The organism is Hymenobacter pini (assembly GCF_020421205.1).
Classification (GTDB): Bacteria; Bacteroidota; Bacteroidia; order Cytophagales; family Hymenobacteraceae; genus Hymenobacter; species Hymenobacter pini.
The window spans coordinates 230,964-245,860 of the sequence record NZ_JAIZZH010000006.1; the positions used below are offsets into that span (position 1 = coordinate 230,964).

Consider the following 14,897-nt stretch of genomic DNA (forward strand, 5'->3'; position numbering starts at 1 on the left):
ATGGTGGCGGGGCTGGTGCATCGGTTTGCGGCAGGAGTGTTGGGGGCTGCGCTGCTGGCCGGCTGCCAGAAGGCAGCCGACGAGGTAAAAGCCAAGCGCATTGAATACAATGGCCCCACCATCGAAACCGAGAATGTGCTGATGCTCGTCAGCGACTCAGCCAAGCTGCGCATCCGCCTCACGGCCCCGTTGGAGCAGCAGTTCGAGTCGGGCGACATGATTTACCCGAAAGGAGTAAAGCTTACGTTCTTGGATGGAAAAGGCGAAACCGTGGTAAACACCATCACGGGCCGCTACGGCAAGTTTGAGAAGGCCAAAAACCTCTACACCATGCGTGGCGACGTGCGTGTGGCCAACGTGCCCAAGCAGCAGCGCATGAACACGGAGGAGGCCTTTTACGACAAGACTAAGGCTACCATCTACACCCAGGAGCAAACCGAAATCCGGGTAACCACGCCCACCGAGGTGCTCACGGGCCGGGGCCTCACAGCCAATCAAGACTTCTCGCGCTACCGCATCTTCACGCCTACGGGCGTGTTCACCCTGCAAAACGCACCCACGGCGGCTCCGGCTGTCCCCAAACGGAATTAACTCTGTATGAAACGATTCTGGGACCCGGGCATCAGCCGCACCATTCTGTTTGTGCTGAGCGTCTTCACGTTTGTGGTGGCCTCATACCGCACGCTGGCTATTGGCAAAATGGAAGGCTTGTACGCCAACTACTGGCTGTATATGCTCTCCTTCGGGCTGGTTATCTGGCTGCGCTATTTGCGTCAGCAGGATAAGATAAAAGCGGCCGAAGCGGAGGCGGCCCGCAAAGCCGCTGCGACTTCCATTAAGAAGACTAAAAAGAAAAAATAGCTCGTTTACGGGCTCCGATTTTTGCCTTTCGCCCCCGGCCCGTCACAGGTAGCTGGGGGCTTTCTGTTACGGGCCGGCCGTAGGCGGTGGCTGGCTGAGTATCAGGCCTTCCTACCATAATGGCCCACTACCGTCGGCGCATTGCCGAATGACCATCTTTTTTGGTTATTTTGCACCTCATTCACCTTTTCTACCTGCGCTTTTTTTCAAGTAAATGGCATTAATCAACACGATTCGAGAAAAATCGGGCTGGGCAGTCGGCGCCATCATCATTGGCCTGCTGCTTTTCATGCTGGGAGGCGACTTCCTGTATGGCCGTAATAGCTTCTTTGGCAAGAACGATATGTCCGTGGGCGAGGTAGCCGGCGAAAAGGTGGAATACGCTGATTTCGAAAATACCCTGGAGCAAGCCAAGCAGGCCTTTATTCAGCAGCAGCAGCGCCAGCCCGACGACCAAGCCCTTGGCTACCTGCGCGACCAGGCCTGGAACCAGACGCTCTACCGCATTGCCTTCCAGAAGGAATTTGACAAGCTAGGCCTGAAGGTTTCGGACGAAGAGCTGACCGACATGGTTCAGGGCGTAAACGTGCATCCCAGCATCCGTCAGGCCTTTACTGACCCAAAAACCGGTCAGTTTGACGTGCTGAAGGTGAAAGAATACCTGCGCAACCTCGATAAGATGGACCCCCAGGCCCAGGCGGCCTTCGCCAACTTCGAAGCCAACCTGACTCCCGAGCGCCTGGGTACCAAGTACAACAACCTGCTCAAGCTGAGCACCTACGTAACCTCGGCCGAGGCCAAGCGCTACAACGAAGGCCAGGCCGCTCAGGTGAACCTGCGTTACCTGTTCGTGCCCTATTTCACGGTATCGGATTCGAGCGTGAAAGTGAGCAACGACCAGCTGCAGGCCTACATCGACAAGAACAAAGCCCGCTATAAGGTAGAAGATGGCCGCAGCATCGAGTACGTGACCATTCCGGTAACGGCTTCGGTTGACGACAGCGTTGCCATCAAAAAGAACGTGGATGAGCTGGCCGCCCAGTTTGCCTCGGCCCCGGTGGATTCGTCGTTCGTGCAGCTGAACTCTGATGCCCCCACTAAGCCCGCCTACCTCTCGCCCGCCGATATGCCCGAGAAGCTGCGCGCCCAGCTCCCCCTGCAGGTAGGCAAAGTGTACGGCCCCTACGCCGAGAACGGCACCTACTCGCTGTTCAAAGTAACCGGCGAAAAAGCCGGAGCCCAGCCCGCCGCCCGCGCCAGCCACATCCTCATCAAAGCCGATGGCACTACGCCCGAGGCCGATGCCGCCGCCAAAGCCAAGGCTACCGAGGTGCTGAACAAAGCCAAAGCCGGTGCCAACTTCGCCGACCTGGCCCGCCAGTATGGCACTGACGGTACCACCGCCACCGGCGGCGACCTGGGCTGGTTCCAGCAGGGCCGCATGGTGCCCGAGTTTGAGAAAGCCGTATTTGCTGCCAACTCGGCCGGCCTGCTGCCCAACCTGGTGAAAACCTCCTTTGGCTACCACATTGTGAAGGTAACGGCTCCCAAAACCAGCCAGACCTACCGCGTGGCTACCGTACAGAAAAGCATTCAGCCCACCGAAGCTACCCGCGACGCCGCTTACAACAAAGCCCAGCAGCTGAAAGGCGAAGCCACCGACCTGGCCTCGTTCCGGGCCGCCGTAGCCAAAGACAAAAGCCTGCAGAAAGTGGATGCCAAAGGCCTCGGCCGCGGCGACCAGGCCGTGAACAATCTGCAGGGCGCCCGCCAGCTGGTACGTTGGGCCTACGGTGCTAACGTAGAAGGCCAGCAGGCCAAGGTTGGTGACGTGTCGCCGGTGTTTGAAATCGGTGATGCCTACGTAATTGCCGTACTCACCGGCGAGCGGGAAAAAGGCACGGCTGACGTGGCCAGCGTGAAGCCCGAAGTAACCGCCCTGGTACGCAGCGAGTTGAAAGCCGAGCAGATCATCAACAAGCTGAATGCCGCCAAAGGCAGCACGCTGGAGCAAATTGCCCAGGCGTACGGCAACGGCGCCCAGGTAAAAACCGCCGACAACGTAGTGCTGGGCCAAGGCATGATTCCGGGCCTGGGCTCGGAGCCGGTAGCCGTAGGTAAAGCCTTCGGTCTGAAGCCTGGCCAGAAGTCGAAAGCCTTTGCTGGTGAGCAGGGCGTGCTGATTGTGGAGCCCGTAACGGCCACGCCAGCTCCCACCACGGCCGACGTAAAAGCCGCCAAGCAGCAGCTGACTGCCCAGCGCACGGCTCGCGCCGATGGCCTCATCTTCGAAGCCATCAAGCAGCACGCCAATGTGAAGGACAACCGCACGAAGTTCTTCTAAGCGGTTGTTTCAGTAGAAAAGCAAAAGGGCCGTACCTTAGGGTGCGGCCCTTTTGCATTAGGAGAGGTGGTGGTTGAGCAAGTCTATCACTTGGCACTTCAAGCCGGAGCTTTTCGTTGTAGCGCGTATGAACAAGTCGTTGCGTTTGTTGGCAGGAGTGAGCGTGGTGGGGCTGCTGGCGGCGGCACCCGCCGTGGCTCAGGTACAGGAAGACAGCCAGGTACAGCTGGCCCGCGAGTACGAGCGGAAGGGCGACCATGAGAAGGCTGCCTTCCTGTTCGGGCGCCTGCGCAACGACGAGCAAATTGCGCCCAACATCCTGCCCGATTACCTGGCCGCTTTACAGGGCTTTAAGCAGTACAAGGAGGCCGAAAAGCTGCTAAAGCGGGCTATCAAGCAACGGCCCCAGGAAGCCGCCTTGCCGGTGCTGCTGGGCCAGTTATACATCCAGTCGGTTGATGAGCTGGCGGCCAAGAAACAGTGGGACAAAGTGCTCAGCCAACTGACGCTGGAGCAGGTGCCAGCCGTAGCGGGGGAGTTTCAGCGGCTGAACCAGCCCGACTGGGCCGTGCGCACCTACCTGCGTGGCCGGGAGTTGGCCCACTCCGAAACCGAGTTTGGGCCCCAACTCATCCAGCTCTACACCCGGCAGGGCCAAACGGCTAACGTGATGGGCGAAACGCTGCGCCTGCTGCAAACCGACGAGCAGCAGCTGCCCTTCGTGCGCAACATGCTCCAGAATAGCCTGCAGGAGGACAAGGACTTCGCTGCCCTAGAAAAGGAGTTACTGAGCCTGGTGCAGAAAAACCCCGACCGGCCGGTGTACAGTGAGCTGCTGCTGTGGCTGCAGGTGCAGCGCCGCGACTTTACCGGGGCGCTGGTGCAGGCCAAAGCCCTCGACCGGCGGGGCCGCACCGAGGGCCAGCGGGTGCTGGAGGTGGCCGAAATTGCCCGCCGTAACAAAGACTACGAAAGCGCCATTCAGGGCTACGACTACCTGAGCCGCGAGTACCGCACCAGCCCGTACTATGCCCTAGTGCGCCAGCGGCTGGTGCAAACCCGTGAGGAGCAGGTGCGCAATACTTACCCCGTAAATACCGGCCAGCTTCGCAGCTTGCTGCAGGAGTACGAGCAGGTGCTGAAAGACCTAGGCCGCACGCCCGAAACGGCCCCGGTGTTGCGTAGTATGGCCGCGCTACTGGCGTTTCAGCTGGACGAGAAAGAGCCGGCCATCAAGCTGCTCAACGAGGTAATTACCATGCCCCGCGCTAGCCTGGAGGTGGTAGACCAGGCAAAGATTGACCTGGCCGACATCTACCTGCTGCGCGCCGAGCCCTGGGAGGCTACGCTGCTGTACTCGCAGGTGGAGAAGTCGCACAAGGATACGCCGCTGGGCTACGAGGCCAAGTTGCGCAACGCCCGCCTCAGCTACTTCGCCGGTGACTTCAAGCTGGCCCAGTCGCACCTGGATATTCTGAAGCAGGCCACCAGCCGCGAAATTGCCAACGATGCTATGCAGCTCAGCCTGCTCATCACCGACAACACCGCCATGGACACCGCCGGCGTGGCCCTGCGCGACTACGCCGCCGTGGAGCAGCAGGTGTTCCAGAACAAGCTACCCGAAGCCCTGCGCGGCCTCGATGCCTTGCTGACCAAGTACCCCGGCCACGCCCTGCAGGACGAAGCCTGGTTTCTGAAAGCCCAGCTGCTGCGCCGCACCGGCGACTACCCCGGCGCCCTCAGCACCCTGGAGCGCATCACGGCCAACCCCAAGTACGATTTGCTCAGCGACGATGCCCTGTTTCTGGCCGCTAGCATCCTGGAGGAAAACGTGCAGGATCGGGAGAAAGCCCAGCAGCTCTATAACCAGGTAATCTCCAAATACCCCGGCAGCATTTACGTGGCCGAGGCCCGCAAACGCTTCCGCAAGCTGCGCGGCGACGTAGTGAATTAATTCTTGGAGGCGCTTTAGCCCGTTGATTCTATAATGCTGAGCCCCGCTCCGGCCCGCGGGAGAAGGGAAATATCCATTTAGTTGAGCCGGAGCGCAGCTCCCAAATACAACGACCTACGGTTGCGTCCAGTACCCGTCCGGGTTCGGGTAATCCGCGGAATCGGTCTAAATCCGTGCGTTTCTTTTCGTACTTTTGAAGATATAGCCCCCGGCAGTATCTGGCAGAAATATGGAAAAGAGATGGATTCGCAAGCCCGCGCCCGACGCTGAAAAAGTCCGGCACCTGGCCGACGCCCTGCGCGTCAACGAGGCCATTATCAGCCTACTTTGTCAGCGCAACGTGTGCACCTTCGAGGAAGCCCGCGCCTATTTCCGGCCCGACCTAAGCCAGCTGCCCGACCCATTGCTGATGCGCGACATGGACCGGGCCGTGGACCGCCTGCTACAAGCTCTGCACTTGGGCGAGCGGGTGCTGGTGTACGGCGACTACGACGTGGACGGCACTACCTCCGTGGCCCTGGTGTACAGCTACCTGCGGGAGTTCTTCGGGACGGAGCGGGTGGACTACTACATCCCCGACCGATACAAGGAGGGCTACGGTATTTCGGAGGCGGGTATCGACCACGCCCACGACTTTGGCTACCAACTCATCATTGCCCTCGACTGCGGCGTGAAGGCTGTGGAGAAGATTGCCTACGCCAATCAGCGCGGCGTCGACTTTATCATCTGTGACCACCACTTGCCCGGCACCGAGCTGCCCCAAGCCGTGGCTGTGCTGGACCCCAAGCGCGCTGATTGCCCGTATCCGTTCAAGGAGCTGTCGGGCTGCGGGGTAGGGTTTAAGCTGATGCAGGCGTTTACTCAGCGTCAGGGCTTGGCCGAGGACGACCTGTACGAGCTGCTGGACCTGGTGGCCGTGAGCATTGCGGCCGACATTGTGCCCATCTACGGCGAAAACCGTACGCTGGCCTTCCACGGCCTGCGCCTCATCAACGACCGACAGCGGCCCCAGCGCCCTGGCCTGGATGCCCTGCGCGAACTGGCCGGCCTGCAAACCGCCGAGCTCAACATCAGCAGTCTGGTATTTGGGTTTGCCCCCCGCATCAACGCGGCTGGCCGCATGGGCGACGCCAAGCGCGCCGTGGCTATGCTGCTGGCCGACACCACCACCGAGGCCGTGGCCACCGCCGGCGTGGTGGATAAAACCAACCAGGAGCGCCGCGGCTTCGATACCAGCATTACCAAAGAGGCCCTAGAAATGATTGAGCAGGACGACCTGCTCCGCTCGGCCCGCACCACCGTGCTGTTCAAGCAGGACTGGCACAAGGGCGTGGTGGGCATTGTGGCCTCGCGCTGCCTCGACAAGTACTATCGGCCTACCATTATACTCACCGAAAGCAACGGCAAAGCCACCGGCTCAGCCCGCTCGGTGGTGGGGTTTGATGTGCACCAGGCCATTGAGGATTGCGCCGAGCTGCTCGACCAGTACGGGGGCCACATGTACGCCGCCGGCCTCACGCTGCCCGTGGAAAACGTGCCAGCCTTCCGGGCCAAGTTTGAACAGATTGTGGCTGGCCGCATCCGGCCGGAGCAGCTGATTCCGCCGGTGGAAATTGACCTCACGGTGCAGCTCAGCGACATTACGCCGGCTTTCTACCGCCTGCTCAGCCAGATGGAGCCGTTCGGGCCCGGCAACCCCAACCCGGTATTCGCCTCCGAGCGGGTGTACGCCGCCCCCGACTCGGCCCGGATTGTGGGCAACTCCCACCTGAAAATCTCCCTCACCCAGGACGGCCACCACACCGTGGATGCCATCGGCTTCGGGCTGGGCGAATATTACGAGCAAATCCGGCAGGGCCAGCCCTTCAGCGTATGCTACACCGTAGAAATGAACGAGTACCGCGGCGTAAAAAACCTACAGCTTCGCCTGAAGGACATTCGCTGGGAGTAGCCGAAACGTGCACTGTATGGATAATCCGTATTACGCACTGGACGACCTAGGGCCAATAAAGTCAGGACTGCTGACACCGGAAAACGCTGCCGAACTCGCCGAAATCATTCGGAAATACAAGAAAAACAATCCTAATGCTATGCAGCAGGTGCGGGAAATAGCACTTCGTCGGCGACCCTCCCCCAACGCAGATGCACCAACGGCGGAGGGACTGGTTTGCTGACAAATAACTCCCGCAAGGCCACGAGTATACCACCCCGGCCCGGCTACTTCAGTAGCCGGGCCGGGGTGTTTTCAGGTGCTACCGGGTTTGGGCAGGAGCGGCTGGCAGGGGCAGGATGTACTGATTCCGGTTCCAGCGCAGGTAGCCACCGTGCAGGTACACGCCGTAGATGCCCGGCACCGGGCCGGCCGGTGTGGCGGCTACGCTGGCGGTAGCCGGGGCAGGGGAGGGCTGGGTTTTCAGCCACACGTACTCCTGGCGGCCGTTTAGCAGCCGCTCGCGCAGTACCTGCCGGCCGTTTTGCAGGGCCGTGAAGCGGGTTATCACCACGCCGTTGCGGCGCAGGATGGTTTTCTACTCCCAGATGTAGCGGGCCGAGGCCCCGGGCGCGAAGCCGCGCACCCGTTGCCGCCGCCTGCCGCTCCAGGGCGACTTCGTTTCGAAGTGGTGCGTCTGCATGTGGAGCTGCTGACGTACCGCAGTGGCCGACTGTAGCAGCGAGTCGAGGGCGGCGGTGGCGCGGGCGGGGTCAGTAACTACCTGAGCCTGGGCCGTGGTGGCCAGCAGCGCCAGCAGGGAAAGGGGTAAAGCAATACGTAGCATACGGAAAGGAATAAGGACGGTGCCGATAGTGGCTGGGAGCGGGCTAGTGCGCAAAAATGGCACCGCTTTGGGTGTGAATTGCGTGAAATTTTGGTTACGCTTTTCGCAGCCCGGCCCCAACAGTGGGGCCCGGTGCGTACCTTGGAGGAGGCCGTAGCGCCTTACCCCGTTTCTACCTCTATCTGTTTCGAATGAAATGTGCACTACTGGCGCTGGGCCTGAGCTTGGCCGCCACCACTGCTTGGGCGCAGCAGCCCGCCGGTTACCACATCACCCTCAACCTGCAGCAAGCCGCCAACGACCGGCTGAAAGTGGTGGTGAACACGCCCCCGGTGCAGGAAAACCAGGTGACCTACGTGATGCCCTCCGTTATTCCGGGCTCCTATTCCAAGAAGGATTACGGCCGCTTCGTGTCGGGCTTCAAGGCGTTCGACAAAAACGGCAAGACGCTGAAAGTCAAAAACAGCGGCCCCAACCTGTTCGTCATCGACGGCGCCAAGCAGCTGGCCCGGCTGGAGTACTCGGTGGATGATACCTGGGACGTGAAGCAGGACGATTCGTTCATCTTCCAGCCCGGCGGCACCAACTTCGACGCCGGCCGTAGCTTCCTGCTCAACCACTACGGCCTGTACGGCTACCTGGAGGGCTACAAAATGGTGCCCTACGAAGTGCAGGTAACTAAACCCGCCGAGCTATTCGGGGCCACCGCCCTCGACGTGCGCCGCGCCTCCGCTACCGAGGATGTATTTACGGCTCCCAGCTACGTTACGCTCTCCGATGGACCCATCCTGTACGCCCGGCCCGATACGGCCAGCTTCAGCACCGGTGGGGCCCGCGTGTCGGTGGCGGTGCTATCGGAGAGCGGGCTGGTGAAGGCTGCCGACGTGAGCCAGATGCTGCGGCCCATGTCGGAGGCGCTGGCCAAGTTCTTTGGGCAGATGCCGGTGCCGCGCTACCAGTTCCTGTTTTACTTCCCGGCCAGCGGCTCGCCGCTCAGCAGCAAAGACGGCCGCTACGGCGCCATGGAGCACAGCTACTCCTCCGTGTACTTTCTGCCCGAAATCAGCAGCCCCGAGCGGCTGAAAAGCATGGTAGTGGAGGTAAGCTCCCACGAGTTCCTCCACATGCTGGCCCCGCTCAACATCCATTCCCGCGAAATTGGCGAGTTCGACTTCCGCAGCCCGCAGATGTCGCAGCACCTGTGGCTGTACGAGGGCGTGACGGAGTACGTGGCCCAGCTGGTGCAGCTGCAGGGCGGGCTGATTTCGGAAGACGAGTTCCGGCAGACGATGCGCGGCAAAATCCGGGACGCGCAGAAGTACCCGGAGGGCGTGTCCTTCACTGAAATGAGCCGCCGCATTCTGGAAAAGCCCTACGACGACATGTATGAAAACGTGTACAAGAAGGGCGCCCTCATCGGCCTGCTGCTCGATATTCGCATTCAGGAGCTGAGCCAGGGCCGCCAAACCCTGCGCGACGTGCTGCTGGCCCTGCGCCAGAAGTACGGCCCCACCCGTTCGTTTGAGGATAAAGACCTGATTCCGGAAGTGGTAGCCCTTACCAACCCGCAATTGCAAGAGTTTTTCGACCGGTACGTCATTGGCAAGGAGCCCCTGCCGCTGGCCGAGTATCTGGGTAAAATTGGGTGGGACTACGTGCCGAAGGCTACCGTCAAAATCCGGGCCTTCGGGCAGCTGGGTTTCAAATACGATGAAGCCAAAAAGGAATTCCAAACTACCGAGGTACAGCCCGAAACCAACGCCTTCGGCCTGCGCAACAACGACGCCATCCTGGCCGTGAACGGGCAACCCCTCACCATGGACAACGCCGAGCAGCTGCTCCGCCCACTGGTAGGCTCCGAAAATATTTCCGACGCGCCAGTGACGCTCACCGTACGCCGGGGTTCTACTACCGGCACCGTGAAAGGCACGCCCCAGGAATACCAGGCCGAGGAGACCAACCGTTTGGTGAATAGCGCTACCGCTACGCCTGCCCAACTGGCCCTGCGCCGCCAGGTATTCACGCCTAAAGGGTAAGCCGCTACCTTTGCCTCTACGATGATACTACGCGCCGAACACCTGGTTAAAACGTACAAGTCGCGCACGGTGGTGAACGACATGAGCCTGCACGTGGAGCAGGGCGAAATTGTGGGCTTGCTGGGCCCCAACGGAGCCGGCAAAACCACCTCGTTCTACATAACGGTGGGCATGGTGAAGCCCGACGGGGGCCGGGTATTCCTCGACGAGCAGGAAATCACCAAAATGCCCATCTACCAGCGGGCCCGCCTCGGCATTGGCTACCTGGCCCAGGAGGCTTCGGTGTTCCGGGATTTGTCGGTGGAGGAGAACATTCTGTCGGTGCTGGAAATGACCAAGCTGTCCAAGAAGGCCCAGCACGACAAGGTGGAGGAGCTGCTGCACGAGTTCAGTCTCACCCACGTGCGCAAAAACCTGGGCCGGGTGCTCAGCGGCGGCGAGCGGCGGCGCACCGAAATTGCCCGCGCCCTAGCCGTGGACCCCAAGTTCGTGCTCCTCGATGAGCCCTTCGCCGGCGTGGACCCCATTGCCACCGAGGAAATCCAAGGCATCGTGGCCAAGCTCAAGCACAAGAACATCGGCATTCTCATCACCGACCACGACGTAAACTCCACCCTGGCCATTGTAGACCGGGCCTACCTACTGTTCGAAGGCAAGCTGCTGAAAGCCGGTACCGCCGAGGAGCTGGCCGAAGACGAAATGGTGCGTCGCGTGTACCTGGGCAAGAACTTCGAGCTGAAGCGGAAGCTGTAACTTCTAAGCAGGCGAACAAAACTGACAAGTTAATCTTGCGGGCTGGCTTGGGTGGTCGCCCATTAGGTATTTCAGTAACTTTCCCGGGCGGCATACGGTACAGATAGTCCGTTTGCCGCCCGTTTCTATTTTCCCCACCCACTCGTTTTTGCGTGATTAGTACCGTACTCACCTGGGCCGTGCAGCGCCGACTGGCCAGCATCGAGCACATCCGGCAGTATCCGCTGGAAGCGCAGGCGCAGGTACTCACGGAGTTGCTGCACGCCGCCCGCCACACCGAGTGGGGCCGCCGCTACGGCTTTGCCGATGCTTCCTCGGCCCGGGAGTTTGCCCAGCGGGTGCCCATCAGCAGCTACGAGGAACTGTATCCGCACATCGAGCGGGTACTGCAGGGCGAGGCCGATGTGCTGTGGCCCGGCCGGGTGGAGTGGTTTGCCAAGAGCAGCGGTACCACCAACGCCCGCAGCAAGTTTATCCCCGTTACCCGGGAGTCGCTGCATAACTGCCATTACCGCGCCGGCCGCGACATGACCGCCTTGGCCACCCTGTACTACCCTGAAATTGACGTGCTGGGCGGCAAAACCCTGTCGCTGGGCGGTACGCACGGGCCCAACCCGTTCCGTCCCACCGAAGCCGGTTCGCGCGTCGGCGACGTATCAGCGGTAATTATGCAAAACCTGCCCGCCTGGGCCGAATACGTGCGTACCCCACCGCTGGAACTGGCCTTGCTGGATGAGTGGGAAGAAAAGATTGAGCGCATTGCCCGCCACGTGCTCACGCAGGATGTGCGGGTGCTGGCCGGTGTGCCCACCTGGATGATCGTGCTGCTCCGCCGGGTAGTGGCGCTGGCCCAGGCCGAATCCATCCTGGACGTATGGCCCAACCTAGGGCTGTTTCTGCACGGAGCCGTGGCCTTCGGGCCGTACCGGGAGCTGTTCCGGCAGCTGATACCCAGCCCGCAGATGCACTACCTGGAGGTGTACAACGCTTCCGAAGGCTACCTGGCTCTGCAGGATGAGCCCGACTCCGAGGACCTGCTGCTGCTGCTCAACCACGGCATCTACTACGAGTTTCTGCCCGCCGACCAGTGGGACTTGCCCGAGCCGCAGGCCATCGGACTGGAGCAGGTGGAGCTGGGCCGCACCTACGCCCTCATCATCAGCACCAACGCTGGACTCTGGCGCTACAAAATCGGGGATACGGTACGCTTTACCAGCCTGGCACCCTATCGTATCCGCATTTCGGGCCGCACGAAGCACTTCCTGAATGCGTTTGGCGAAGAGGTGGTAGTAGAAAACGCCGATGCGGCCATTGCGGCGGCCTGCCAGGCCACCGGCACCACCGTGCTGGATTACACGGCAGCCCCCATTTACTTTACCGCTCATGATGGTGCTTCCCGCGGCGGCCACCAATGGCTTATCGAGTTTACCCAGCCCTCGGTGGATGTGCCCCACTTTACGCAGGTACTGGATGATACCCTGCGCCAGCTCAACTCTGATTACGATGCCAAACGGCACCGTGACCTTGCTTTGCAACCACCCGCAGTAACGGCCGTACCCGCGGGCACCTTTGAACAGTGGCTGGCCCGGCGCGGCAAGCTAGGCGGGCAGCACAAAGTACCTCGGCTCAGTAATTCCCGAGAGATTATCGACGCAATCCTTGAACAACTAAATAATTAGTTGTAACTATCCGAAAATCATTAATCGGTTTTCGGGTGCGCTACGCTCTATTTATATCTAGTGTTTGGCTGGCCCTGTTGCTTGCGGGCTGTGCTAGTGTGCAACGTGGCCCCATCGGCTTCTGGTCGCGCAACCGGTATCATACAGCAGATGGTCGCCGCCACGGGCCTTGGCGCGAGTATTTCGACACTCAACGGCATCACATAGCCAACGCCGGGCGCTACCGGCACGGAATGCCTGTGGGGCACTGGCGGTATTTTGCCCCCTCAGGCGGCTTGGAGCGGGAAGAGCTGTTTAGCCGCCGCCCGCCGGGGTTGCTCACTATTCGGTACTATCACCTTAATGGCCAACTGGCGAAGGTCGGTCAGGCCCGCTACCAGTTCACCGATGCTGCCGTCAAGTTTTTCTGGGTTGGCGAGTGGAAGTGCTACGCAGAAACCGGGCAGCCACAACCCTCGGAGTTTTACAGCAACGGCGTCAAGCTAGACGCGCCGCTACGTACTCCTGACGGCCGCACCATCTCAGGCCCCAACACCATTCCCGTCTCGCCACAATAGTTGCACGGGAGAAGTATCGCTTCACCATGATACACACAGGCTGGGAACAGGATAACGCATTGGCTAGTAGCTCAGCAGCACGGGCTTACTTTGGCCGAGTCATACTTTGCATTAGTCGACAAATTGAAACGTGAACTGGATTTTGTTGGGAAACACAACTATATTTCCAATCCCATTCTGCCCACCTAAATCCCACGCATGGAAGTTTCTACTCCTTTATCTTCTGCGCCACGTCGGCGACGGCGGCGGCTCAAAACCAACGAAGCATCGGACACCCGTGGGCGCACCCTCACAATGGGGATTCTGAGCCTGTTACTGCTCGCATTGCTGGTTAGCCTGGGCGTAATTGCCGTCAACCTGGGCGGATAGCCTGTTCGTTGACTTATTCTTTTGTTAACCAAAAAAGCCCGGCCCCAGCCTACACTGGAACCTGGCTTTTTTCGGTTAGCAAAGGGCTGTGGATGAGCTATTCGTCTAGAATTCCCCCAACGAGGTTGCCCAGAACGCTGCCACTCTCCTTTTGCGCATTGCCGCCGGAGGGTGCCAGCGCCTGAATCAGCTTCTTCACGGGCATCGACTGCAGCCATACCCGGCCTGTACCGCGCAGGGTAGCCAGCAGTAGCCCCTCACCCCCAAAAATCATGGATTTAAGACCCCCGGCCCGAGCAATGCTAAAGTCTATGCCCGGTTCGAAGGCTACCACGCAACCGGTGTCTACGCGCAGCAACTCGTTATTGAGGCGCTTCTCAATGATGGTGCCGCCAGCGTGAATAAAGGCTTTGCCGTCGCCGGTAATTTTCTGCAGAATGAAGCCTTCACCCCCGAAGAAGCCAGCTCCCAGTTTCTGGTTGAAATGCAGGCTGATTTTGGTGCCCCGGGCTGCGGCCAGGAAGCCATCTTTCTGCACAATCAGGCCTTGGGGCAAGTCGCGCAGGTCTACGGGGATGATGGTGCCTGGGTAGGGGGCCGAAAACGCCACGTGGGCCTTGCCGTAACCGCCGCGGTGGGTGAAGTGCGTCATGAACAGCGACTCACCCGTAATCAAGCGCGTACCGGCCGAAAATAGCTTACCCATAAAGCTTTGGTTAGGCTCCGAGCCGTCGCCCATCTTGGTTTCAAAGGCAATATCCTCGCTCATATACACCATGGCGCCGGCTTCAGCCACCACGGTTTCGTTCGGGTCCAGCTCTACTTCGAGTACTTGGATATCGTTACCCAGAATCTTGTAATCAACGTCGTGGGATTGCATTGGCTTAGTAAGGGGAAGGAAGGCGTGAATAATGCCCCAAGTATAGCAAAACGCCGATTTATGTAGGCCCACACTAATCCGCAAAAGGCCCGGCCGCGCAACTTCTGTGCAAGAGAAGTTGCGCGGCCGGGCCTTTGTGGTGGGGCTGGATGCCGATTACTCTGAATCCTCGGCCGTAAGGTCGGAGTCGTCTTCGGCGCGGGCTTTCGGGTCTTTTTTCTTGGCTTCCCGGCTGGTTCGGCGCATGAAATCCTCGTCTGATTCCTCAGGCTCTTGCACGCCGTCTTCCAGCGGGAAATCTTCTTCCTCGTCGTCTTTTTCCCCAAACTGCCCGTCCCGGTTCACCAGCTTTTTGTCGCGCACGTGGCGGTTCAGAAACTGGTTGATGTCCTCGATGGAATAGTTGGAGGTGATTTCGCCCAGCGGGTTCACCTTGATTTCGAAGCCTTCCAACTCCTTATGTACCCGGGCTTTTTTCTCGGGGTCAACTTTTTTCTTCTTGGGGCTAACAGGTTTCTTGGCCATAACTATGCGGCTTAGGAGCGTCGTTGGATACCGGCCGGCAGTGTACGTCAGCGGTTGAAGCAATAGGTACGCAAGCTGCTGCGCGAAGGATATACGAAGCAGACCAAAACGCAAAGCGCCCGCCCAGCCGAAGCCAGACGGGCGCTTGCAAACGCTCTTACA

At 60.0% G+C, this 14,897-nt stretch carries 14 protein-coding genes; 10 read left to right on the plus strand and 4 right to left on the minus strand.

Going from position 1 to position 14,897, the window contains the following annotated elements:
- The 5 genes from lptC to recJ all read left to right on the plus strand — a co-directional run bounded on the left by lptC (position 1) and on the right by recJ (position 7,110).
- Positions 1–591, plus strand: a complete 591-nt coding sequence (gene lptC, locus LF252_RS20630) for an LPS export ABC transporter periplasmic protein LptC (RefSeq protein WP_226271528.1) — start codon at positions 1–3, stop codon at positions 589–591.
- Between the two features lie 6 nt (positions 592–597).
- Positions 598–861, plus strand: coding sequence for a hypothetical protein (locus tag LF252_RS20635; protein WP_226271482.1), 264 nt, complete (start codon positions 598–600; stop codon positions 859–861).
- A 214-nt stretch (positions 862–1,075) separates the two neighbouring features.
- Positions 1,076–3,205: a peptidylprolyl isomerase gene (locus LF252_RS20640; RefSeq protein WP_226271483.1), complete on the plus strand. Its 2,130-nt coding sequence runs from the start codon at positions 1,076–1,078 to the stop codon at positions 3,203–3,205.
- A gap of 127 nt (positions 3,206–3,332) precedes the next feature.
- Entirely contained in the window at positions 3,333–5,159 is a 1,827-nt protein-coding gene (locus tag LF252_RS20645) for a tetratricopeptide repeat protein (protein WP_226271484.1), read from the plus strand.
- Positions 5,160–5,388: 229 nt separating this feature from the next.
- Positions 5,389–7,110, plus strand: coding sequence for a single-stranded-DNA-specific exonuclease RecJ (recJ, locus tag LF252_RS20650; RefSeq protein WP_226271485.1), 1,722 nt, complete (start codon positions 5,389–5,391; stop codon positions 7,108–7,110).
- A 301-nt stretch (positions 7,111–7,411) separates the two neighbouring features.
- On the opposite strand, the gene LF252_RS20655 is transcribed toward recJ, so the two are convergent.
- The gene (locus LF252_RS20655; RefSeq protein WP_226271486.1) at positions 7,412–7,663 is read right to left on the minus strand and encodes a hypothetical protein; all 252 of its coding nucleotides are present in this window, start codon (positions 7,661–7,663) and stop codon (positions 7,412–7,414) included.
- Between the two features lie 24 nt (positions 7,664–7,687).
- Positions 7,688–7,936, minus strand: coding sequence for a hypothetical protein (locus LF252_RS20660; RefSeq protein ID WP_226271487.1), 249 nt, complete (start codon positions 7,934–7,936; stop codon positions 7,688–7,690).
- 191 nt (positions 7,937–8,127) lie between these two features.
- Here LF252_RS20660 and LF252_RS20665 point away from each other — a divergent pair, with 191 nt between their 5' ends.
- From LF252_RS20665 to LF252_RS20685, 5 genes are all read left to right on the plus strand, one after another.
- On the plus strand, positions 8,128–9,972 hold the full coding sequence (locus LF252_RS20665) for a M61 family metallopeptidase (protein WP_226271488.1): 1,845 nt from the start codon (positions 8,128–8,130) through the stop codon (positions 9,970–9,972).
- A gap of 21 nt (positions 9,973–9,993) precedes the next feature.
- Positions 9,994–10,725, plus strand: a complete 732-nt coding sequence (gene lptB / locus LF252_RS20670; RefSeq protein ID WP_226271489.1) for an LPS export ABC transporter ATP-binding protein — start codon at positions 9,994–9,996, stop codon at positions 10,723–10,725.
- 152 nt (positions 10,726–10,877) lie between these two features.
- Positions 10,878–12,404, plus strand: a complete 1,527-nt coding sequence (locus tag LF252_RS20675; protein ID WP_226271490.1) for a GH3 auxin-responsive promoter family protein — start codon at positions 10,878–10,880, stop codon at positions 12,402–12,404.
- 98 nt (positions 12,405–12,502) lie between these two features.
- A complete protein-coding gene (locus LF252_RS20680) occupies positions 12,503–12,961 on the plus strand; it encodes a toxin-antitoxin system YwqK family antitoxin (protein ID WP_226271491.1) in 459 nt (152 codons plus the stop codon).
- Positions 12,962–13,159: 198 nt separating this feature from the next.
- Positions 13,160–13,330, plus strand: coding sequence for a hypothetical protein (locus LF252_RS20685; protein WP_226271492.1), 171 nt, complete (start codon positions 13,160–13,162; stop codon positions 13,328–13,330).
- Between the two features lie 97 nt (positions 13,331–13,427).
- On the opposite strand, the gene LF252_RS20690 is transcribed toward LF252_RS20685, so the two are convergent.
- Positions 13,428–14,210, minus strand: a complete 783-nt coding sequence (locus LF252_RS20690; protein WP_226271493.1) for a TIGR00266 family protein — start codon at positions 14,208–14,210, stop codon at positions 13,428–13,430.
- A 156-nt stretch (positions 14,211–14,366) separates the two neighbouring features.
- Positions 14,367–14,735, minus strand: a complete 369-nt coding sequence (locus LF252_RS20695) for a hypothetical protein (protein WP_226271494.1) — start codon at positions 14,733–14,735, stop codon at positions 14,367–14,369.
- Positions 14,736–14,897 lie beyond the last annotated feature (162 nt).